This is a genomic window from Nonomuraea glycinis (assembly GCF_014646515.1).
In the GTDB taxonomy this organism is placed as follows: domain Bacteria; phylum Actinomycetota; class Actinomycetes; order Streptosporangiales; family Streptosporangiaceae; genus Nonomuraea; species Nonomuraea glycinis.
Window position 1 is genome coordinate 772,214 of sequence record NZ_BMNK01000002.1, and the last position, 20,705, is coordinate 792,918.

At 70.1% G+C, this 20,705-nt stretch carries 17 protein-coding genes; 12 read left to right on the plus strand and 5 right to left on the minus strand.

Annotated features, from left to right (window positions below):
- Positions 1–50 precede the first annotated feature (50 nt).
- The 3 genes from IEY87_RS08890 to IEY87_RS08900 are packed head-to-tail and all read right to left on the minus strand — an operon-like array spanning position 51 to position 3,167.
- A complete protein-coding gene (locus IEY87_RS08890) occupies positions 51–947 on the minus strand; it encodes a carbohydrate ABC transporter permease (protein WP_189137988.1) in 897 nt (298 codons plus the stop codon).
- 1 nt (position 948) lies between these two features.
- Positions 949–1,848: a carbohydrate ABC transporter permease gene (locus tag IEY87_RS08895; RefSeq protein ID WP_189137989.1), complete on the minus strand. Its 900-nt coding sequence runs from the start codon at positions 1,846–1,848 to the stop codon at positions 949–951.
- Positions 1,849–1,856: 8 nt separating this feature from the next.
- Positions 1,857–3,167, minus strand: coding sequence for an extracellular solute-binding protein (locus IEY87_RS08900; RefSeq protein ID WP_189137990.1), 1,311 nt, complete (start codon positions 3,165–3,167; stop codon positions 1,857–1,859).
- A gap of 495 nt (positions 3,168–3,662) precedes the next feature.
- On the opposite strand from IEY87_RS08900, the gene IEY87_RS08905 reads away from it, so the two are divergent.
- The 3 genes from IEY87_RS08905 to IEY87_RS08915 all read left to right on the plus strand — a co-directional run bounded on the left by IEY87_RS08905 (position 3,663) and on the right by IEY87_RS08915 (position 8,063).
- Complete coding sequence (locus IEY87_RS08905) at positions 3,663–6,020, plus strand: glycoside hydrolase family 3 N-terminal domain-containing protein (protein ID WP_225277713.1); 2,358 nt, start codon at positions 3,663–3,665, stop codon at positions 6,018–6,020.
- The gene (locus IEY87_RS08910) at positions 6,004–7,029 is read left to right on the plus strand and encodes a LacI family DNA-binding transcriptional regulator (protein ID WP_189137992.1); all 1,026 of its coding nucleotides are present in this window, start codon (positions 6,004–6,006) and stop codon (positions 7,027–7,029) included. Before IEY87_RS08905 ends, IEY87_RS08910 begins: the two co-directional genes overlap by 17 nt.
- A gap of 206 nt (positions 7,030–7,235) precedes the next feature.
- Positions 7,236–8,063, plus strand: a complete 828-nt coding sequence (locus tag IEY87_RS08915; RefSeq protein ID WP_189137993.1) for an alpha/beta fold hydrolase — start codon at positions 7,236–7,238, stop codon at positions 8,061–8,063.
- 96 nt (positions 8,064–8,159) lie between these two features.
- Here the strand turns inward: IEY87_RS08915 and IEY87_RS08920 are convergent, their stop codons facing one another.
- Positions 8,160–10,292 (minus strand): serine/threonine-protein kinase, encoded by a 2,133-nt coding sequence (locus IEY87_RS08920; protein ID WP_189137994.1) that lies wholly within the window; start codon positions 10,290–10,292, stop codon positions 8,160–8,162.
- Positions 10,293–10,500: 208 nt separating this feature from the next.
- On the opposite strand from IEY87_RS08920, the gene IEY87_RS08925 reads away from it, so the two are divergent.
- Genes IEY87_RS08925 through IEY87_RS08965 form a run of 9 tightly spaced genes read left to right on the plus strand, consistent with a single transcriptional unit; the run spans position 10,501 to position 19,421 of the window.
- Complete coding sequence (locus IEY87_RS08925; RefSeq protein WP_225277714.1) at positions 10,501–11,463, plus strand: DUF6772 family protein; 963 nt, start codon at positions 10,501–10,503, stop codon at positions 11,461–11,463.
- 8 nt (positions 11,464–11,471) lie between these two features.
- Entirely contained in the window at positions 11,472–11,807 is a 336-nt protein-coding gene (locus IEY87_RS08930; protein WP_189137995.1) for a hypothetical protein, read from the plus strand.
- Between the two features lie 16 nt (positions 11,808–11,823).
- Positions 11,824–13,368 carry an ABC transporter substrate-binding protein gene (locus IEY87_RS08935; protein WP_189137996.1) on the plus strand — a complete coding sequence of 515 codons (1,545 nt, stop codon included), beginning with the start codon at positions 11,824–11,826 and terminating at the stop codon, positions 13,366–13,368.
- Between the two features lie 34 nt (positions 13,369–13,402).
- Positions 13,403–14,449 carry a LacI family DNA-binding transcriptional regulator gene (locus tag IEY87_RS08940; RefSeq protein WP_189137997.1) on the plus strand — a complete coding sequence of 349 codons (1,047 nt, stop codon included), beginning with the start codon at positions 13,403–13,405 and terminating at the stop codon, positions 14,447–14,449.
- Complete coding sequence (locus IEY87_RS08945; protein WP_189137998.1) at positions 14,446–15,372, plus strand: ABC transporter permease; 927 nt, start codon at positions 14,446–14,448, stop codon at positions 15,370–15,372. Before IEY87_RS08940 ends, IEY87_RS08945 begins: the two co-directional genes overlap by 4 nt.
- Positions 15,369–16,259, plus strand: coding sequence for an ABC transporter permease (locus tag IEY87_RS08950; RefSeq protein WP_189137999.1), 891 nt, complete (start codon positions 15,369–15,371; stop codon positions 16,257–16,259). The genes IEY87_RS08945 and IEY87_RS08950 overlap by 4 nt, the downstream gene beginning before the upstream one ends.
- Before the next feature lie 2 nt (positions 16,260–16,261).
- Positions 16,262–17,260 (plus strand): ABC transporter ATP-binding protein, encoded by a 999-nt coding sequence (locus IEY87_RS08955; RefSeq protein WP_189138000.1) that lies wholly within the window; start codon positions 16,262–16,264, stop codon positions 17,258–17,260.
- A complete protein-coding gene (locus tag IEY87_RS08960) occupies positions 17,253–18,233 on the plus strand; it encodes an ABC transporter ATP-binding protein (RefSeq protein ID WP_189138001.1) in 981 nt (326 codons plus the stop codon). Before IEY87_RS08955 ends, IEY87_RS08960 begins: the two co-directional genes overlap by 8 nt.
- A 9-nt stretch (positions 18,234–18,242) precedes the next feature.
- The gene (locus tag IEY87_RS08965) at positions 18,243–19,421 is read left to right on the plus strand and encodes a phospholipase D-like domain-containing protein (RefSeq protein ID WP_189138002.1); all 1,179 of its coding nucleotides are present in this window, start codon (positions 18,243–18,245) and stop codon (positions 19,419–19,421) included.
- Positions 19,422–19,427: 6 nt separating this feature from the next.
- Here IEY87_RS08965 and IEY87_RS08970 read toward each other — a convergent pair whose 3' ends face one another.
- Entirely contained in the window at positions 19,428–20,654 is a 1,227-nt protein-coding gene (locus tag IEY87_RS08970) for an SRPBCC family protein (protein ID WP_189138003.1), read from the minus strand.
- Positions 20,655–20,705 lie beyond the last annotated feature (51 nt).

Here is a 20,705-nt window from a genome sequence, read left to right on the forward strand (position 1 = left end):
AAGGGAGCTTTTAGACGGGCCGTCCGCGTGGTGCACGCGGACGGCCGCCGTCACTTGCCGAAACCGGCGGTCAGACCGCTGAGCAGCTGACGCCTGCCGACCATGTACATGACCAGGATGGGCAGCGTGGTGAGCAGGACCGAGGCGAGCACGGCCGGCACGTTCACGCTGTACTGGCCCTGGAAGGCCGCCAGAGCGAGCGGCAGGGTCCGCTTGTCCGGACTCTGCGTGAGGATCAGCGGCAGCAGGAAGCCGTTCCAGATCGTCAGCCCGTTGTAGATCGCCACCGTGACCACGGCGGGCCGGGTGAGCGGGAACGCCAGCCGCCACAGGGTTCCCCACTCGGTGGCGCCGTCCAGCCGCATCGACTCGAACAACTCCTTGGGGATGTCCCGGATGAAGTTCGACAGCACCAGCACGGACAGCGGGATCGCGAAGGCGATCGACGGCAGGATCATCCCCAGCAGGGAGTCGTACAGGTTCAGCCGGATGATGATCAGGTAGACCGGGATGATCGTCGCCTGCAGGGGGATGGCCAGGCCCATGAGGAAGAGCGAGTTGACCGACTTCAGGAACCGCCCTCTGCCGCCCCGGACGATCGCGAAGGCCGCCATGAAGGAGATGGCGACCGCGGGGACGACCGCGCCGAGGGTGACGATGATGCTGTTGACGAAGTACAGCGGGAAGTCCGACTCGATGACCATGATGTAGTTGGCCAGGGTCGGCTCGGTCGGCGGCACCAGCGGGTTGGTCGCGTAGTAGTTGCTCTGCGACTTGAAGCTGGTGATGACGATCCAGTAGATCGGCACGACGACGATCAGCAGCCAGATCCACCCGGCCGCACCGCCGAGCCAGTTCTTGTTGCTGGTCGGCCGGACGTTGCTGCGGCGGCGTCGATGTTGTCTGGGAGCGCTCTCTCTGGGGCGCGTCGCTACGGGCGTCCCCATATCAGGCACCTTCCAACTGGCTGTCACTGTTGTTACCGCCACCGATTCGGCGCAGCAGCATCGCCAAAAGCAGGCCGACCACGACGAGGATGACGGCGATCACGCTGGCGGGGCCCATGAGGTTGGCCTGGAAGCCGCGCTTGTACATGTCCAGCGCGAGCACCCGGGTCGCGTCGCCCGGTCCGCCCGCGGTCATCACGTAGATCAGGTCGAAGAAGGTCAGCGACCCGACGACCATGAGCGTGGACGAGGTGATGATCGTGTACTTCAGCTGTGGCAGCGTGATGCTCCAGAACATGCGCACCCGGCCCGCGCCGTCCAGCTCCGCGGCCTCGTACATCGAGCGCGGGATCTGACGTACGCCACCCTGGTAGAGCAGTGAGTGGAACGGGATGAACTGCCAGGACACCACGAAGATCACCACGCCGAGGGCCAGGGTCGGCTCGCCGAGCCAGTCCTGGATCAGGATGTCGATCCCCAGGCCCGCACCGAGCCCGAAGTTCGGGTCGAGCAGCGCCTTGTAGGTGATCGCGATGGCGGCCGAGCTGAGCAGCAGGGGGATGAAGTAGACCACCGCGAGCACCGCGCGGTAGCGCTGCCGACCGGCCAGGAACACCCCGAGCAGGATGCTGAGCGGCGTCTGGAAGGCCCACGACAGGGCCATCACCAGGAACGTCACCCAGAGCGAGTGCATGAGTCCCGGGTTGTCGAGGACGGCGTGCCAGCTGTCGAGTCCCGTCAGCCGGATCTCGCCGAGGCCGTCCCATGTGGTGAAGCTGAGCCACAGGACCCCGACCAGCGGGACTACGGCGAAGGCGAGGAAGAACGCCAGCGCCGGCAGGGCCAGCCAACCGAGCGAGCCGCCACGGCCCTTCTTTCTGGGGGCCGTGGCGGATGTCACGAACGTGCTCACTTGCCGATGACCGCGTTCATGTTCGTGGCGAACTCCTGCGGTGTGATCGACAGCTGGAACAGCTTGGCAATGTTGTCCAGCAGGACCTCGGCGGCGGTCGGGCTGAGGGCCTGGTCCCAGGACTGGGCGAAGGCCTTGGCGTTGACCGCGGTGTTGTAGACGAAGCCCAGGAAGTCCTTGTCCTCAGAGGTGGCGAACTCCTTGTCGGCGCCCTTGATGACCGGCACCGCGCCGGTCGCGACCCACTCCTTGGCCGACGTCTCGCTCACCAGCTCGGTGGCGAAGAACTTCTTGGCGATCTCCTTCTCCTCGGGGGTGGCCTTGGAGGAGATCGACATGTACTGGCCGGGGTTGCCGACGGTGTTGGAGGGGTCGCCCTTGCCACCCTCGATCGGCGGGAAGTTCATGTAGCCGAGGTGGCCACCGGAGACGAAGTCGCCGCCGTCGGCCTTCATGCTGCCGTAGCACCATCCGCCGTGCAGCATCATGGCGGCCTTGCCGGTGTAGAGCAGCGCCTGGTCGGCGTTGGAGTCGGCGGTGATCGAGGAGAAGCCCTTGATGAACCCGTCGGCCTTGATCAGCTCCTGCATCTTGGTCAGGGCGTCGATGGCGATCGGGTTGCTCCAGGCGTCCTTCTGCTCGTCGAACACGGCCTGGAACACCTCGGGGCCGCCGAGGCGGTCGAAGAGGAACTCCAGCCACATCATGTTCGTCCAGCGGGACTGCCCGCCGAGGGAGAAGGGTGCGATGCCCGCGGCGTTGAACTTGGGCACCAGGGCCATGATGTCGGCCCAGCTCTCCGGCGGCTTGGCGTTGATCTTCTCGAAGGCCCGCTTGTCGTAGTAGAGGACGATGGGCTGCATCGTCTCGCACGGCATCGCGTAGATCTTGCCGTCGATGGTGGCGGCGCCGAAGGAGGAGGGGAACAGCTTGTCCTTGACCGCCGCGTTCTCCTCGAACCACGACGTGAGGTCCTCGACCTGGCCGGCCTGCACGTAGCTGCGCAGGCCGCCGCCGCCCCAGCCCCAGATGAGCGTGGGGGCCTGGCCGGCGCCGATCGCCGTCTTGATCTTGGTCTTGAAGGCGTCGTTCGCGAAGGTCGTCCCCTTGAGGGTGCCGGAGGGGTTGGCCTTGTTGAACCGCTCCATCGCCCTGGTGCGGACGCCTTCCTGCGGCTGGACCGACAGGTACCAGTAGGTGGCGGTGGCGGCACCGGCGGCGCCGCCGCTGCTGCTCGCTTCGGCGCCGGGCCTGCTCGGGCCTGAAGTGCCGCACGCGGCGAGCGCGGCTCCCAGAGGCAGACCCATGGAAAGGGCAAGGAAATTGCGACGAGATGTTGTCCTGGGCTCCACGCTGATCTCCGTACTTCGTATGCCGGGGGCTTCGCCGCGGCTCGCTGATCTACGAACGGGCCGGCGGTGGATCAGCACCCCCCGATGCCGCTCGTCCACTCCTCAGTGAGCCGGCTATTGAAACATTTACGAAACAGACTGTGGCACGCCAATCTAAGTATCGGCAATTGGTGTGTCAAGACTCCTGCCCAGGGTCTCGAACAGGTCTCGGGAAAACCACGTGTATGGTACTTCCGCCAGGGGGTTGTCCCGGCGATATGGTGTCGAGAGGTTCCCGCCCCGGGTTGCTCACGGCGCCGAAATGTTTCGAAACCCGCGGTGAGAACCATGCCTAAAGGAGAGCAGCAGATGACCGCTCTAGACGCGACCACGCCGGCAGGCCGGGCGCTTCGCCCGTGGCAGGACCCTACTCTTCCTGTTGCCGCCCGGGTCGATGCTCTCCTTGCGGAGATGACCCTTGAGGAAAAGGTGGGCCAGCTCGGCAGCCGTTGGGTCGGCAACGCGATGCGTGCCCAAGAGGACAAACCCGAGCCCGCCATTGATCCCGACGCCGGCGGCACGCAGAACGTCGCGCCGATGCAGGATGTGTTCGCGGCCTCCCAGGCGGTCCCTTTCGAAGAAGCGGTGCGCGACGGGCTCGGCCATTTGACCCGGGTGTTCGGCAGCGGGCCGGTGAGCGCGCAGGAAGGCGCCGCGGAGGTGGTCAGGCTGCAGCGCACGATCATGGAGCGCTCCCGGCTGGGCGTCCCCGCGATCGTGCACGAGGAGTGCCTCACCGGCTTCACCGCCTACCGGGCGACCGTCTATCCCGCGGCCATCGCCTGGGGCGCGACGTTCGACCCCGACCTGGTCGAGCGGATGGCCGCCGCGATCGGGCGCGACATGCGCGCCGTGGGCGCGCACCAAGGTCTGTCCCCGGTGCTCGACGTGGTGCGCGACTACCGCTGGGGCCGGGTCGAGGAGACGATGGGGGAGGACCCGCACCTCGTCTCGACGCTCGGCGCCGCCTACGTCCGCGGCCTGGAGAAGGCCGGGATCATCGCCACGCTCAAGCACTTCGCCGGCTACTCCGCCTCGCGGGCGGCCCGCAACCACGGCCCCGTCTCGATGGGCCGCCGCGAGCTGATGGACATGATCCTGCCGCCGTTCGAGGCGGCCATCACGCACGGCGGCGCGCGCTCGGTGATGAACTCCTACTCCGACGTCGACGGCGTCCCCGCCGTGGCCGACTCCTGGCTGCTCACCGACCTGCTGCGCGATGAGTGGGGGTTCACCGGGACCGTCGTCTCCGACTACTGGTCGGTCCCGTTCCTCGCCTCGATGCACCAGGTCGCCGCCGACGTCGCCGAAGCCGGCGCCCTGTCGCTCGCCGCGGGCCTCGACGTGGAGCTGCCCGACACCATCGGTTTCGGCGAGGGCCTGGTCGAGCGGGTGCGCCGGGGTGAGCTGCCGGAGTCCCTGGTGGACCGGGCGGCGCGCCGCCTGCTCACCCAGAAGGTCGAGCTCGGCCTGCTCGACCCGGACTGGACGCCGGAAGGCTCGGTGACCGGGGCCGCCACCGTGGACCTGGACTCGCGGGCCAACCGCGAGCTCGCCCTGGAGATGGCCGAGCGCTCCGTCATCCTGCTCGACGCCGGCAGCACGCTGCCCCTGCTCGGCGAGGGCCGCTCCGCCCCGGGCCGGATCGCCGTCGTCGGCCCCTGCGCGGACGACCCGCACACCTTCATGGGCTGCTACGCCTTCCCCAACCACGTGCTGCCCCGCCACCCCGAGCTCGGGATGGGCATCGAGGCGCCCAGCGTCCTCGACGCGCTGCGCACGGAACTGCCGGACAGCGCCGTCGTGCATGAGCGCGGCTGCGACGTGCGCGACGAGGACCGCTCCGGCTTCGCCGCCGCGGTGGCCGCCGCGCGGGAGTCCGACCTGTGCGTCGCCGTCGTCGGCGACCGGGCCGGCATGTTCGGGCTGGGCACCTCGGGCGAAGGCTGCGACGCCGACGACCTGCGCCTGCCCGGCGTGCAGGCGGACCTGCTCGCCGAGCTCGCCGCCACCGGCACGCCCGTCGTCGTGGTGGTCGTCTCCGGCCGTCCGTACGCCCTGGGCGAGGTGCATGCCGAGGCCGCCGCGCTGGTCCAGGCGTTCATGCCCGGCGAGGAAGGCGGGGCGGCGATCGCCGGCGTCCTGTCCGGCCGCGTCCAGCCGGTGGGCAAGCTGCCCGTACAGATCCCTCAGGGGCCGGGCGGACAGCCGGGCACCTACCTGCAGCCGCCGTTGGGCGCCAATAGCAAGGGCATCAGCAACCTCGACCCGACCCCGCTGTTCCCGTTCGGCCACGGCACCTCCTACACCACGTTCGAGGTCGACGACCTGCGGATCAGCGACACCGAGGTGTCCACCGACGGCGAGTTCACGGCCTCCGTACGGGTCCGCAACACCGGCGGGCGGGCCGGTGAGGAGGTCGTGCAGCTCTACCTGCACGACGTCCTCGCCCAGGTGACCCGGCCGGTCAAGCAGCTGACCGGGTTCGCGCGGGTCCGGCTGGCGCCGGGGGAGAGCGCCGACGTGCGCTTCCACGTGCACACGGACCGGACCGCCTTCACCGGGCGTGACCTGCGGCGGATCGTCGAGCCTGGGGACGTCGAGGTGCTCGTCGGCACCTCGGCGGGCGACCTGCCGTGCCAGGGCGTCGTACGGCTGACCGGCCCGACGCGCGCCGTCGGGCACGACCGGCGGCTCATCACCCCGGTGGACGTGAGCCCGGCCGCGGCGGCCGGGCGACAGGAGGGCGCAGATGCCGGTCAGTCCTAGGCGCGCCACACTGGCGACCGTCGCCGCATCGGCCGGGGTGTCGGTCGCGACGGTCTCCAAGGTGCTCAACGGCCGCAGCGACGTGGCGCCGGCGACCCGCTCGCTGGTGCAGTCGCTGCTGCAGCGGCACGACTATGTCGCGCCGTCGCCGCGCCGCGCGAAGGCCATGACCCTGTCCACGGTCGAGGTGCAGTTCGACGTGGATCTCAACGCCTACTCCACCGAGATCATCCAGGGCGCGGTGGAGGCCGGGGCCGAGGTCGGTGTCGGGGTCGTGGTCAGCATCCGCCGGGACTCGGACCGTACCGCCGCCTGGGCTCGTGATCTGATGGCCGCGGGCCGCAAGGCGCTGATCGCGGTGACCAGCGAGCTGACCTCGGGGCAGTTGTCGGCGGTGTCGCGGGCGCACCTGCCGCTGGTGGTGATCGACCCGCTGAACCTGCCGCGGGCCCGGATGACCAGCGTCGGATCGACCAACTTCGCCGGCGGCCTGGCCGCCACCCAGCATCTGCTCTCCCTCGGCCACCGCCGCATCGCCTATATCGGCGGTCCGGCGACGGCCGCGTGCAACCAGGCGCGGCTGCACGGCTACCGGGCCGCCATGGAGGCCGAGGGGGTGCCGGTGCTGCCCGACTATGTGCAGACAGGACACTTTCGGTACACGTACGGGGTGGCGGCCGCCGCTACCCTGCTCGACCTGCCGGAGGCGCCGACCGCGATCTTCGCCGGCAGTGACGAGACCGCGCTCGGCGTCATGGAGGCCGCCCGGGGGCGTGGCCTGCGCATTCCCGAGGACCTGAGCATCGTGGGCTTCGACGACACCCAGCTCGCCCCGCGGGCCTCCCCGCCGCTGACCACGGTCCGTCAGCCGCTGCGGGAGATGGGCAAGGTCGCCCTGCGTACGGCGCTGCGGCTGGCCGCCACCGAGAAGATCGACTCTCACCACGTCGAGCTCGCCACCGAGCTGATCGTCCGCGGTTCGACCGCCCCCGCCGCCCCCGACGCCTGAGCCCCTGCCGTCCCGCCCGCCTGAGCCCTTGCCGTGTCCCGCCCGCCTGAGCCGTCGCCGCGTTTGGGCTGTCGCCGGTCCCCGCGCCGCCCGGAGCGTCCGCAGGGCGTCATCGGTGAGCGGTCCGGATGGTGCGATGAGCTGCCTTGCCTGGAGCCCCAGCCGGGACTATAACTAATGCTTTGAAGGTACTGGAGGCGTTAGAAATGAGCATCCCTGAGGTACGGCACGCGTTCGTGGACGTCGACGGAGTGCGGGTCTTCTACCGGGCGGCGGGCCCGGCCGACGCGCTGCCGGTGTTGCTGCTGCACGGCTTCCCGTCGGGCTCACATCAGTACAGGCGGCTGATGGACGCGCTCGGCGACCGGCACCGGCTGATCGCCCCCGACTATCCGGGCTTCGGGCACACCGAGACGCCCGAGGGGTTCACGTACACCTTCGACCGGCTGGCCGACGTGGTCGAGGGCTTCGTCGAGCGGCTCGGGCTGACCCGCTTCGTGCTGTACGCCTTCGACTTCGGCGGGCCGGTCGGCTTCCGGCTGGCCACCCGGCACCCCGAGTGGATCGCCGGCCTCATCGTGCAGAACGCCAACGCCTACGAAGAGGGCCTGTCCGACCTGGCCAGGCAGCTGATCCCGCATCCCACGGAGGAGCTGTTCTCGCTGCCGGTGACCCGCGGCCAGTACGAAGGCGGGGTGGCTGACGCCGCGCTGATCGCGCCCGACGGCTGGACCCTGGACCAGCACTTCCTCGACCTGCCCGGCCGCAAGCAGGCCCAGCTGGCACTGGCCGAGAACTATGGCGCCAACGTCGAGCTCTACCCGGTCTGGCAGGCGTGGCTGCGCGAGCACCGGCCCAGGACCCTGATCGTCTGGGGCCGGGGCGACGCCTTCTTCCCCGAGCCGGGGGCCCACGCCTACCTGCGTGATCTGCCGGACGCCGAGCTGCACGTGCTCGACACCGGCCACTTCGCCCTGGAGGACAAGCTCCCCGAGATCGCCCCTCTCATCGACCGCTTCCTCCGGGACGATTGACGACGACGCCCTCGATCCGGCTGGGGGCTGTTGGCGACGGCGTCCTCGGTCCGGCTGGGGGCCGTTGGCGACGGCGTCCTCGGTCCGGTCGCGGTGTCACTCCGAGCCGAGGCTCCAGGCGTGCAGTGCCTGCTGCTCGTCGGTGCCCACGATGACCGGCAGGCCGCCGAGCTCGCTCAGGGCCAGGGCGCGGATCTCGCCGCCGGCGTCGGGGCCGAGGACGCCGACGATGTCGCCGTCGTCCAGGTCCCAGACCCGGACGATGACGTCGCCGCCGAACGGGGTGTGCGCGACGGCCGCGATGGGCTGGTCGCCGATCTGGCCCGCGACCAGGGCGGAGGTGCCTCGGTCGTCGGGGCTCTGGCCGCTGAAGGTCCACTTCTTGCGGCGCTTGCCGGTGGCCAGGTCGTACACGCGCAGGGTGGCGTCCAGGTGGGTGGAGACCAGGACGTCCTTGCCCTTGGCCCGGCCGCAGGCCAACCGCTCGATGCCGCCGACCTCGCCGGTGTGGAAGGAGCGCATGAGCTTGCCGGTCGACAGCCGCCACACCCGGACCCGGTTGCCGCCGGAGCCGGTGACCAGCACGTCCTGTTCGCCGAGCCTGCCGAAGGTCAGGCCGTGGATGCCCTGGAAGTGGTCCTTGATCGTGGCGCCGATCTGCTTGCCGGTGGCGATGTCCCAGAGCCGTACGACGCTGTACAGGTCGGTCAGACCGTCGTACTTCTGCGTGACCGCGACCGCCTTTCCACCGGCGACCGTGACGGCGAGGACGGGGTCACCGGCCCGGTGCGTGCCCAGGCTCTCGCCTGTCACGTTCCACAGCCGCATTCTGCCGTCGGAGTGACCGGAGGCGACCACCGTCTTCCCGTCGAGCTCGCCGGTCGCCACCGAGGTCACCGCCGCGCCGCCGTCGCCCAGCCGGGTGACCTCCGTCGCGCCCAGCTCCCAGGCGAGCACCACGCCCTTCTTCGTCCCGCAGCCGACGGTGTCGCCCGTGGCGGCCAGCGCCGTCGCCTGGCTGCCTCCGGGCAGGGAGACGGGCTCCTTGACCGGCGTGCCGAAGGGCTCGGCCGTCGGGGTGGGCGTGGCCGCCGGCGTAGCGGCGGTCGTGGCCACGGCGGAGGCCGTCGGAGTGCCGGGCTGCTGTACACCGCCGCGCGGCTGAAGCTCCTTACCGTCCGCCCCGGGGGTGCCGCCGGCCGGCCGGAACACAGCGAAAGCGGAGACCGCCATCGCAGCGGTGGCCGCGACGCCCCCGCTGATCAGAGCCCGGCGACTGACCGGCCTGGCCCGCCTGGGCGGCGCGGTCGTAACCTCCGGCAGAGATACGGACGCAGGCCCCGACGGCGCCCCCGGCTGCCAACCCCCCTGAGGCTGACCCATCGGCCCCGGCTGCTGGCCGGCTTGGTGGATCGGTGTTCCTGGCTGTTGTCTGATCAGCCGTTGTAAGAGGTCGGCCGTGTTCGGGCGGGCCGCCGGGTCCTTGGCCAGGCAGGCCTGGATGGGCTCCAGCAGGTGCGGCGGCACACCGGTGAGGTCGGGGGAGCCGCTCAGCACGGCGTGCACGACGGCGGGCACCCTCTCGGCCGCGAAGGCGGGCCGTCCGGTGGCCGCGAACACCATCGTGCCCGCCCAGCTGAAAAGGTCGGACTCGGGCCCGATCCGCTCGCCCCTGAATTGCTCCGGCGACATGTAGGTAGGGGTGCCGACCGGCCCCGAGGCGCGCGTGGTGGCGTCGAGCGCCTTGGCGATCCCGAAGTCGATGACGATCGGGCCTTCTGGACCGATCAGCACATTGCCCGGCTTGAAGTCGCGGTGCACGATCCCGGCCTGGTGGATGGCGGCCAGCGCGGTCAGGGTGGAGATCGCGAGCCGGTCCAGCCCGCCCCCGGTCCGCGGCCCCGAGGTCCGGACGAGCGCCTGCAGGGTCTCGCCGGCGACGTACTCACTCACGATGTACGGCCGGTCGTCCAGCATGCCGACGTCCAGCACGGCCGCCGTGCAGAAGGCGGCCACCCGGCGCGCCGCCTCGACCTCGCGCATGAAGCCCTTGGCGACGTCGTCGTCGTGGCTCAGGTGGCTGTGCAGCAGCTTGATGGCCACGTCGCGGCCGTTCTCGCCGGCCCCCAGGTAGACCACGCCCTGCCCGCCGGAGCCGAGCACGCCGGTGAGGCGATAACCGTTGATCCGCTCGGGATCGCCGGGCCCAAGTGGGCGTACATCCGGCATCCCACGTCCTTTCTCGGATCTCTCGGCATTTCACACGATAAGGGGCGCGCGTCGGCTCCGGAAGGGGAGCCCCCCGCGCCCGCGAGCCGGGCGAAGGCCCTTGACAGGCTCGGACGGGGGAGTTAGCGTCCTCGAAACCCGGAATTAACGTTCACGTGAACGTTAATGCTGGAGGCGGAAATCGTCTAGAAGAAGGAGCCAACTGAGCGTGGAGACCACCCATGTTCCGGCTGACGACCTTCGCCGCGCACTGATCGCGGCGGATCCGAGACTTTCCAAGTTCAACCCGTTGCCCCGAATTCTCGCCTACGACGAGTTCAACACCGGAACACACGGCTGGTGCGAACTCATCGGAAATCACGACGGCCACGGGAACCTCGACACCGTGGACGTCCACATGCGCGACTTCCGGCCGCCGCAGCTCAGCGCGTGCGACTTCTTCGACATCGGCACGCACGGCGCGATGAGCGGCAACTACGCGCTCAAGATCGCCACCCGGCCGGCGACCGGGCACACCGCCGTCGCGATCCGCCGGCTGACCATGGCCCAGCGCGGGGTCATCCAGTTCGAGACCTACTTCACGTACAAGGGCGAGGCCGCGACCGAGGAGTCGTCGCTCGGCAACAGCTTCGGCGACGTGGAGTGGGACGGCAACCTGCACCCGTCGGAGGCCCAGTTCGGCGCGTTCACCGTGGCCACGGACCTGTGCGACGGCGACGGCATCCGTTATCACTGCGTCGCCCGCTACCAGAACACCGACCTGGACAACAAGTTCACCCGGCGCTGGATCTACCCGACCGTCCCGGAGCCGACCCCCCGCGAGAACCTGCACAACCAGGAGAACCTGTCGCCCACCGAGGACTTCACGGCCCCTGATCCCAAGGACTGGCGCCCGATCGACGACAAGCCCCAGTACCTCTGCTACAACGAAGTCCCGACCAAGGTCAATTGGCACTACCTGCGCTGGCAGTTCGACACCCGCACCCGGACGAACATCGAGCTCCAGGTGAACGATCGGGTCATGGACATGCGGCACGTCCCGGTCCCGCAGTACGCGGACAAGTACGAAGGTCTGGAGAACCTGCTGAACTTCTATGTCAGCGTGCGAACCCATTCTCCGGTCCGCAATTTCCTTTTCCTCGACTCCGCACTTATCTCCGTGGATTGGTGACACCGGAAATGAAGCATGCTCTCACCGCTGTTCTGGAGCGCAACACCACTTTCACCGCTGATTTCGCCACCGAGCCGTACGAGGCCGGGTGGGCGAGGGAGGCCCGCTGGTTCGTGCGGACCCTGGCGCTGGAGGGCGAGGAGCCCCACCTGCACCTGGCCACCCAGGTCTCCCCGGACGGGCTGCACTGGTGCGACGACGAGACCCCCGTGCAGGTGACGACCGAGCCGGGCCTGGTGACCTGGCGGGTCCAGGAGTTCGGCCACTGGCTGCGACTGCGGGCCACGCTGCGCGGGGGCGACCCCAAGGCGAAGGTCCTGATCTATCTGGCTCTCAAGAGCTGACGGAAGGAGACCGGACATGGGACCGATGGAGGGGTTGGGCAGGCGGCGCTTCCTGACCATTCTCGGGGCCGGAGCCGCGGGCGTCTCGCTTCCCACGCTGGTCGCGGGTTGCGCGCCCGGCGGCTCCGGAACCGGCCCGGCGGCGGGCGGCAGCCGGCCGCTCAGCGCGGCTTTCTACCAGGCGATCAACGACCTCGATCCGCACGGCGCGAGCGCGGTCGACGAGGCGTCGCTGCTGGCCAACCGGCAGATCTACGACACGCTGGTCGGCCGGGACGGCGACAAGCCGGCCCCCCGTCTGGCCACGTCCTGGCAGCAGCCCGACGACAAGACATGGGAGTTCACGCTGCGCGACGGCGTCACCTTCCACGACGGCACGAAGCTGACCTCGGCCGATGTGAAGGCGTCGCTGGACCGGCTGGCCAAGTCGGACGGCCCGCAGAAGCCGCTGTGGTCCATGATCGACACGATCGAGGCCCCCGATCCGCTCACCGTCCGGATCACCACCACCGCCCCCCTCGGCACCCTGCTGGCCAATCTGACCCTCGCCTTCATCCTCCCCGCCGCCCGCATGGGCGAGGCCGGCTTCTTCCGCAAGCCCATCGGCAGCGGCCCGTTCGCCGTCAAGTCGTTCACCCCGTCCGCCCAGCTCCTGCTGGAGCCCGCCAAGAGCCACTGGGCCGGCGCGTCCAAGCTCCCCGGCCTGCGCCTGCCGTACATCCCCGAGGCGTCGACCCGGATGACCTCGCTGCAGAACGGCGAGGTGGACGTCACGTGGATCATCCCGCCGGACGAGCTGAAGCGGCTGCAGGGCGTGGACGGCCTGCGGATCGAGAGCGAGCCGGGCCTCAACTACTTCCTCACCTGGTTCAACTGCGGACGCGAGCCCTTCTCCGACCCCCGCGTCAGGCGCGCGCTGCACCACGCGCTGGACCTGAAGAGCATCGTCTCCAACCTGTACGGCGACGCCGCGACCGTCATGGACGCCCCGATCCCGCCCGCGGTCTTCGGCCACGCCCCCCAGCAGCCCTACGCATATGACCCCGACCTGGCCAAGAAGGAGCTGGCCGAGGCCGGGCACGCCGACGGCATCAAGACCTCGCTGATGTGGTTCAAGGACACCGGGCCCCTCGCGACCGAGCTGGCGCAGTCGATCATCTCGGCCTGGGCGAAGGTGGGCGTCATCGTGGAGCCGCAGCAGATTGAGAAGGCCGCCTGGATCAAACGGCTGACCGCCCTCGACTGGGACATCGAGCTGCAGGTGAACACGGTGACCACCGGAGACGCCGACTACACCCTGGGCAGGCTCTACACCAGCGAGGCCAACCGGATGGGCTACAAGAACAAGGAGCTCGACGGCATCCTGACCGAGGCCCGCACGACCTCCGACCAGGAGCGGCGCAAGTCGCTCTACGGGCGGGCATGCGAGATCATCTGGCGGGACGCGGTCGGCGTCTTCCCGGCGGCCCTGGCGGCCACGTACGGTCTGCGCTCGACGGTCCAGCAGTTCGTCCCGGTGGCGAACAGCCAGCCGGAGTTCCGCGCGGTGACCACGTCCTGATGGGCCCGCACGACCCGACCAGCTTGGGGACACCATGCGCCGTACGACCTTGAGGGACATCGCCGAGAGCCTGGGCGTGTCGGTCAACACCGTCTCGCGTGCGCTGGCCGACAAGGACAGCGTCGGCGTGGAGACCAGGGACCGCGTCAAGGCCGAGGCCGAGCGGCTCGGCTACGTGCCGAACTCCACGGCGCGGTCCCTGGTGCTGGGTTCGGCGACGACGCTCGGGATGGTCATGACCAACCCGTCCAACCCGTTCTACGCGCAGCTCATCAGCGGCATGGAGCAGCACTGCCGCAAGCACGGTTACTCGTTGCTGCTCATGGCGACGGAGGAGAGCCTGGCCAACGAGCGGCGCGCGGCCGAGGAGCTGCTGCGCCGTGGCGTGGACGGAGTGCTCGTGGTGGCGGTGCAGGAGGGCGCGGACCACTGGCGGCGCTTTCGCTCGGCGGGAGTGCCCGTCGTCCTGATCAACCGTGACCTGCCGGAGCTGAACACCGATCTGGTGGGCGTTGACCACGTCCAGGGCGGCTACGAGGCCGCCCGGCACGCCATCGCCCAGGGAGCCCGCAAGATCTACTTCCTGGAGGAGGACCTGGGCGTCTCGTCGGTCACCGACCGGGTCGAGGGCTACCGCCGGGCCATGGCGGACAGCGGCTTGCGCATCGAGCCGGACAGCATGATGAAGGTGCCGACCCGGCGGCTGGAGCAGAGCGCCATGCCCTGGGACCCGCGCGAGGCCTATCGGCTGGCGCGGGAGGTGCTGCTGAGCGAGCGGCGGCGGCCGACGGCCTTCGTGGCGGGCAACGACTACTTCGCGCTCGGCGTGTACCGGGTGGCCAACGAGGAGGGTCTCCGCATTCCGGACGACGTGCTCGTGATCGGCTACGGCGGCGACCCGTTCGCGCCGTACGTCATACCGTCGCTGACCACGGTGGAGCTGCCCGCGGCCGAGATCGGCCTGTCCGCGGTCGAGCACATGCTCCGGCGGCTCAAGCGGCGCCCGGCGGACGGCGCGCCGGAGAAGATCCTCTTCCCGCCCCGGCTGGTCGCCCGGGCATCGAGCGGAGGCGGCGCATGACCGCGTTCGTCGGACGCCGGCTGGCCCAGGCCCTGCTGCAGATCTGGGGCGCCATCACCATCGTCTTCATCGCGCTGCGCGTGCTCCCCGGGGATCCGGCCGAGCTGATCCTGGGCAGCCAGGCCACGCCCGAGCAGCTCGCCGAGCTGCGCGCCGAGCTCGGTCTCGACGATCCGCTGCCGGCGCAGTACATCAGCCACCTTCAGGATGTCGTGCGGCTCGACTTCGGCGACTCGTGGCGGCAGGGCGTGGCCGCGCTCGACGCCTGCCTGGAACGGCTCGGGCCCACGCTGGTGCTGTCGGCCTGGGCCATGATCATCACGGTGGTGCTCGGCTTCGTCGCCGGCTCCTACGCGGCCCGCCACGCCAACACCGCCATCGACCATCTGATCTCGGTGACCTCACTGGTCGGCCAGGCGCTGCCGCCCTTCTGGATCGGCATCATGCTGTCGCTGATCTTCGCGCGCATGCTGCAGATCCTGCCCAGCACGGCGGACGGGTCGATGGCGAGCCTTCTGCTGCCGGCCCTCACCCTCGCCCTACCGTTCGTCGGCTGGCTGGGCCGCCTCGTGCGCACCGGGATCCTGGAGGAGATGAACCAGGACTACGTCCGCACGGCGCACGCCAAGGGCCTGAGCCACCGGGTGGTCTTCTACATCCACGTGCTGCGCAACACCCTGGTCCCCATCGTGACGATGCTCGGGCTGCTGATGGGTTACTTCATCGCCAACGGCGTCATCGTCGAGGTGATCTTCGCCTGGCCCGGGATCGGCTCGCTGCTGGTGGACTCCATCACCTTCCGCGACTACGCCGTGGTCGAGGCCATCCTGACAGTGATCACCCTCTGCTACATCGTGCTCAATCTGATCGTGGACGTGCTCTACGCGTACCTCGATCCCCGGATCCAGCTGGAGAACGCATGACGGCGGTGCGAACCACGCCCGGCCGGAGCGGTGGGCCGGCACCGGTGCTGCGACGACTGGCCGCTCTGCCACTGCGCGCGCACCTCGCCATCGGGACGGTGCTGGTGTTCGCGGTCGCGGGGCTGCTCGGACCACTGATCAAGCCGTACGACTCCGCGCGCACCAGCCCGCCGGACCGGCTGCTGCCCCCGGGGGCCCGGCTGTCCGACGGCGCGGTCGCCTGGCTCGGCACCGACCAGGTGGGGCAGGACATCCTGGCCGAGGTGCTGGCGGGCATGCGGACCTCGTTGACCGTGGCCCTGGTCACCGTGCTCGTGGGCGGCTCGGTCGGCCTGTTCCTCGGCCTGGTCGCGGGCTACTTCGGCGGCTGGGCGGACGGCATCATCTCCCGGGTCGGCGACATCCAGCTCGCCTTCCCCAGCCTGCTGCTCGCCATCCTCCTGGCCGGAGTGCTCGGCCCGAGCATGGTGAACGTGATCATCGCCCTGGCGGTGACCCGTTGGGTGATCTTCGCCCGGGTGGTGCGAGGGTCCGCGATCGCCGTGCGCGACCGGGAGTTCGTGGATTCGGCGCGGGTGATGGGCGCCTCGCACGGGCGGATCCTGCTGCACTACATCCTGCCCTCGTGCCTGCCGCCGCTGCTCGTGGCGGCGACCGTACAGGTGGGACTGACCATGGTGGCCGAGGCGTCGCTGAGCTTTCTCGGTCTCGGGGTGCCGTCGTCCCAGGCGTCCTGGGGATCGACGATCGCCGAGGGCCGCGACTACCTGGCCTCCGCCTGGTGGATCGCCGCGGTGCCCGGCGCGGCCCTGGCCCTGGTGGTCGTGAGCATCGGGATCCTCGGTGACCTGCTTCGCGACACTTCCGATCCGATGACGGAGCTCTGACGATGACCGGAGTACTGCTGCAGGTCGACGACCTGGCCGTGGAGTTCGACACGCCGAAAGGCCCGCTGCGTGCGGTGCGGGGCGTCTCCTTCCAGGTCGGCGAGGGCGAGACGCTGGCGATCGTGGGCGAGTCAGGCAGCGGCAAGAGCGTGACCGCGCACACGCTGATGGGCCTGGTGCCGCTGCGGGCGCGCATCGTCTCGGGACGTGTCACGATCGAGGGCCGCGACGTCACCGGGCTCTCGGACAAGGAGTGGCGCGAACTCCGCGGCGAGCGGATCGCGATGATCTTCCAGGACCCGCTGAGCGCGCTGAACCCGTCGCTGACCGTGGGATACCAGATCGCCGAGATGTTCCGCAGGCACCGCCGTCTCGGCCGCAAGGAGTCCCGGCGCCTGGCCGTGGGCCTCATGGAGCAGGTGGGCATCCCGGACGCCGAGCGGCGCCTGGACGATCACCCGCACCGCTTCTCCGGCGGGATGCGCCAGCGCGTGATGATCGCGATAGCGCTCGCCCTCGACCCCCGGCTGCTCATCGCCGACGAGCCGACCACCGCGCTGGACGTCACCGTGCAGGCGCAGATCCTCAGGCTGCTGCGGCAGCGGCAGCGCGCCGACCGGCTCGGCATGATCATCATCAGTCACGACCTGGGGGTGGTCGCCCGAGCGGCCGACCGGGTGGCGGTCATGTACGCGGGCCGCATCGTCGAGACGGGCACCGTGGCCGAGGTGTACGAGCGTCCCGCCCACCCCTACACCCTGGGCCTGATGCGGGCGGTGCCCACGCCGCGCGACGGCGGAGCTCCGCTGGAGGCGATCGACGGCCAGCCCCCCGACCTCCTGGCGCCGCCGGACGGCTGCGCCTTCCATCCGCGCTGCCCCTTCGCCCGGGACAAGTGCCGGGAGGTGGACCCCGAGCAGCACGAGCTGGGGCCGCGCCGGGCCAGCGCCTGCCACTTCGCCGAGGAGGTGATGACGGGTGTCCACACCGGTCATGGATGAGCCGATCCTGGAGCTGGACGACCTGGTCACCAGCTACCGGCTCACGCGCGGGATCGGCCGCTCAGGCGGCGAGGTCCGGGCCGTCGCCGGGGTGAGCCTCACCGTGCGGGCGGGCGAGACCGTGGGCCTGGTCGGTGAGTCCGGCTGCGGCAAGTCCACGGTCGCGCGAACCATCGTCGGCCTGGTGCGCCCGTCGAGCGGCCGGGTGCTGTTCGAGGGCCGCGACCTGTCGACGCTACCGGCCCAGGAGATGCGCCTGCTCAGGCAGGACATCCAGCTGATCTTCCAGGACCCGTACGCCTCGCTCAACCCGCGGATGACCGTGGCGGCGCTGCTCAAGGAGCCCTGGCGGATCCATCGCGGGCTGGTGCCACGTGAGCGGTGGGACGAGGAGGTGCGGAGCCTGCTGGACCGCGTCGGCCTGCGCGCCGAGCACGCCGACCGCTACCCGCACCAGTTCTCCGGCGGCCAGCGGCAGCGCATCGCCATCGCCCGCGCCCTGGCCGTGCGACCCCGGCTGATCGTCTGCGACGAGTCGGTGTCCGCCCTCGACGTCTCCGTCCGGGCGCAGATCCTCAACCTGCTCAAGGACCTGCAACGCGATCTCGGCGTCGCCTACCTGTTCATCTCCCATGACCTCGGAGTGGTCCGCCACATCTGCGACCGGGTCGCCGTGATGTATCTCGGCAAGATCGTCGAGGTCGGCTCGAAGGACAGCGTCTACCGGCACCCCTCGCACCCGTACACGCAGGCTCTGCTGTCCGCGGCGCCGAGCCTCGACGACTGGAGGGACGACGAGCGGAGGGAGATCGTCCTCGGGGGAGATGTTCCCTCCCCGTTGTCCCCGCCTTCGGGCTGTCGTTTCCGAACTCGCTGCTGGCAGGCCCAGGATCGCTGCCGGGAGGAGGAACCGGCGCTGATCGAGCGCGACACGGATCACCCGGTCGCCTGCCATTTCCCCGCCCCTTCATAAGGAGTCACCATGCCCCGCAGATTACTGACCGTGTTGGCGGCCACCGCTGTGGCCATGCCGGTGCTCGGACTGAGCGGCTCCGCCACGGCGAGCGCCGGCGCCTGTGCCGACGCGCCCGAGGCGCCGGTGTCGGCCGGCGCGGTCTTCAGCGAGCCGGTCGGCGGTGACCCGGTCGCGATCGTCCGGAAGATCTGCGCCCTGGTCAAGCAGACCCCCGCCGGCGCGCGCATCCAGGTCGCCCACTTCGTCATGTCCGGCACCGCGGGCACCGAGTTCGCCGACGAGCTCATCAAGGCGCACCAGCGCGGCGTCAAGGTGCAGGTCATCCTGGACGGTGACACCCGTGGCGGCGCGGTGGCGGCGCAGTTGGCGAGCGGGCTGGGCACGGACCGGTCGGCCGCCTCATGGCTGCACGTCTGCACCGGCCCGATGTCGGGCGGCACGGCCGCCTGCATCGGCGACAAGGGGCAGCACAACAAGTTCTACCTGTTCTCGAAGACCGGCGACGCCTCGAACGTGGTGGTGCAGTCGTCGGCCAACCTCACCGACCTGAACTCCTCGACGTACTGGAACAACGCGGTCGTCCTGCCCGGCAACAAGCGCCTCTACCAGGCCTACGACGGCTACTTCGAGGACCTGGCGGCCGAGCGGAAGAACCTCGACTACTACCGCGTGGTCAACACCGGTTCCAAGGGCGGGTCCGTACGCGCGCACTTCTTCCCCAAGGCCGGCACCGCCGACCCCATCGTCGAATACCTCGACAAGGTCTCCTGCAAGGGCGGTCGCACGACCGTCCGGGTCGGAATGTCGGAGTGGGACACCTACCGCATCGCGATCCCTGAGAAGCTGCGCGACCTGGCCGCCCAGGGCTGCACGGTCAAGGTCGTCTACGGCATCATGGACGACGAGGTCAAGCAGGTCCTGCTGAGCGAGCCGCGCGTCGAGCTGCGCACCCTCGGCACCGGTGGTGCGCTGCCCGGCCGCGTCCACTCGAAGTATCTCCTCATCGAGGGCTCCTACGACGGTGAGCGTGACGCCCACTGGGTCTTCACGGGCAGCCACAACTACAACCTGACCTCTCTGCGCCGCAACGACGAGGCCCTTCTGCGACTCAACAACAAGACCGTCTACCGGCAGTACGTGGCCAACTTCGACACCATGCGCGCGGCAGCCGTCTCGGTGACCTGACGAGCCTCAGGTCCGGACGGGCTGGGTGGCGCGGGCCTCGGCGTACGACTTCAGCCGCATCAGGTCCTGCTTCATCCGGTGCGCCGGGTTCGCGCCGAGCATCGCCGCGATGGCATGACCGACCGCGCCCGCCACCGGGTTGTACGTCAACCGCACCTGGACCCGGGTGCGGCCACCGGGCTCGGGCATCAGGCGGATCGCGCCGGTGTGCGCGACGAGCTGGCCCTCGGTGGTCTTCCAGGCGATCTCCCGGCTCTCCTGGCGCTTGGTCTCCACGGCGTCGAAGCGGACCGGCACCCCCGCCGGTCCCGCGATCGTCCAGTGCGACAGGCGGCCGTCCGCGCTGCGGCGGATCTCGCGGACGTCGGGCATGAGCTTGGCGAAGACGGTGTAGTCGCTCACCAGCGGCCAGATCTGCTCGATCGGCGCCCCGATGGAGATGGCATCGTCGAGGTCCACGGCCCGCCGGCCGGCGGTGATCCCGGTGATTCGCTTCATCGGCAGGTTCGTCGCGGCCCGCACGGCTAGCGCGCCGCCCGCGCAGCGCGCCATCCAGCGGATCGGCCCCGGCAGCCGCCTGGCCATGCTCAAGATCGTCACTGCGCCGGCTCCCGCCAGCAGCCGGGTGGTCGGCGCCCAACGCTCCTGCAGCAGCTCGGGGGTGGGTCGACGCGGCCGGCCGCCCTGCAGCCGCGGCACGTCGGCCGCGTCACGGTGCACGCTCCAGGACGGCTCCACCCGCCGGACGCCCGGGATGTGGCGGATCCCCCGTTGCGCGTGCTCGGCCTCCCGTGCGAGCACCTCGCCGGCCAGAGTCACCACGCCGTCGGCCACCGAGATCTCCACGGCATGCGCATGCGTGACGTGCCGGCCCAGCTCCGCGCGTACCCGCTCGTGCAGGACGCGGTCGTCGGCGGAGCCGCCCCTGATCCGGTAGCGCACGCCGGCCACCACCCCGCGGCCGCGGTTGCCGGCGTCCCGCGCCAGCACGCCGAGCCCGTCCTGCAGCTCGTGGGTGGCGTGCGAGGCCTGGTCGCGCAGGTGCGCCCGGCGGGTGTGCCCGCGCTGCGGATCGAGCAGGTACGCGACAGCCGCCCCCGCGCACCCGCCGGCCACCATCAGACCCGCGATCCGGAACCGGGACGGCCCCTCCTGGATGACCACGAGATCGGCCCACGTGGTGCGACGCTGATCAGCGGCCATGGTCATCAACCCCTTGCGCTCGGACTTCACAGCGCGTCCCTACCCAGACCCGGGCAAGCCGTTGGCCACGACGAGCCCAAG

Coding starts and splice junctions, on each gene's coding strand:
- IEY87_RS08890 (WP_189137988.1), bottom strand. CDS start 947: ATGGGGACGCCCGTAGCGACGCGCCCCAGAGAGAGCGCTCCCAGACAA.
- IEY87_RS08900 (WP_189137990.1), bottom strand. CDS start 3,167: ATGGGTCTGCCTCTGGGAGCCGCGCTCGCCGCGTGCGGCACTTCAGGC.
- IEY87_RS08905 (WP_225277713.1), top strand. CDS start 3,663: ATGACCCTTGAGGAAAAGGTGGGCCAGCTCGGCAGCCGTTGGGTCGGC.
- IEY87_RS08910 (WP_189137992.1), top strand. CDS start 6,004: ATGCCGGTCAGTCCTAGGCGCGCCACACTGGCGACCGTCGCCGCATCG.
- IEY87_RS08915 (WP_189137993.1), top strand. CDS start 7,236: ATGAGCATCCCTGAGGTACGGCACGCGTTCGTGGACGTCGACGGAGTG.
- IEY87_RS08920 (WP_189137994.1), bottom strand. CDS start 10,292: ATGCCGGATGTACGCCCACTTGGGCCCGGCGATCCCGAGCGGATCAAC.
- IEY87_RS08930 (WP_189137995.1), top strand. CDS start 11,472: ATGAAGCATGCTCTCACCGCTGTTCTGGAGCGCAACACCACTTTCACC.
- IEY87_RS08935 (WP_189137996.1), top strand. CDS start 11,824: ATGGGACCGATGGAGGGGTTGGGCAGGCGGCGCTTCCTGACCATTCTC.
- IEY87_RS08940 (WP_189137997.1), top strand. CDS start 13,403: ATGCGCCGTACGACCTTGAGGGACATCGCCGAGAGCCTGGGCGTGTCG.
- IEY87_RS08945 (WP_189137998.1), top strand. CDS start 14,446: ATGACCGCGTTCGTCGGACGCCGGCTGGCCCAGGCCCTGCTGCAGATC.
- IEY87_RS08950 (WP_189137999.1), top strand. CDS start 15,369: ATGACGGCGGTGCGAACCACGCCCGGCCGGAGCGGTGGGCCGGCACCG.
- IEY87_RS08955 (WP_189138000.1), top strand. CDS start 16,262: ATGACCGGAGTACTGCTGCAGGTCGACGACCTGGCCGTGGAGTTCGAC.
- IEY87_RS08960 (WP_189138001.1), top strand. CDS start 17,253: ATGGATGAGCCGATCCTGGAGCTGGACGACCTGGTCACCAGCTACCGG.
- IEY87_RS08965 (WP_189138002.1), top strand. CDS start 18,243: ATGCCCCGCAGATTACTGACCGTGTTGGCGGCCACCGCTGTGGCCATG.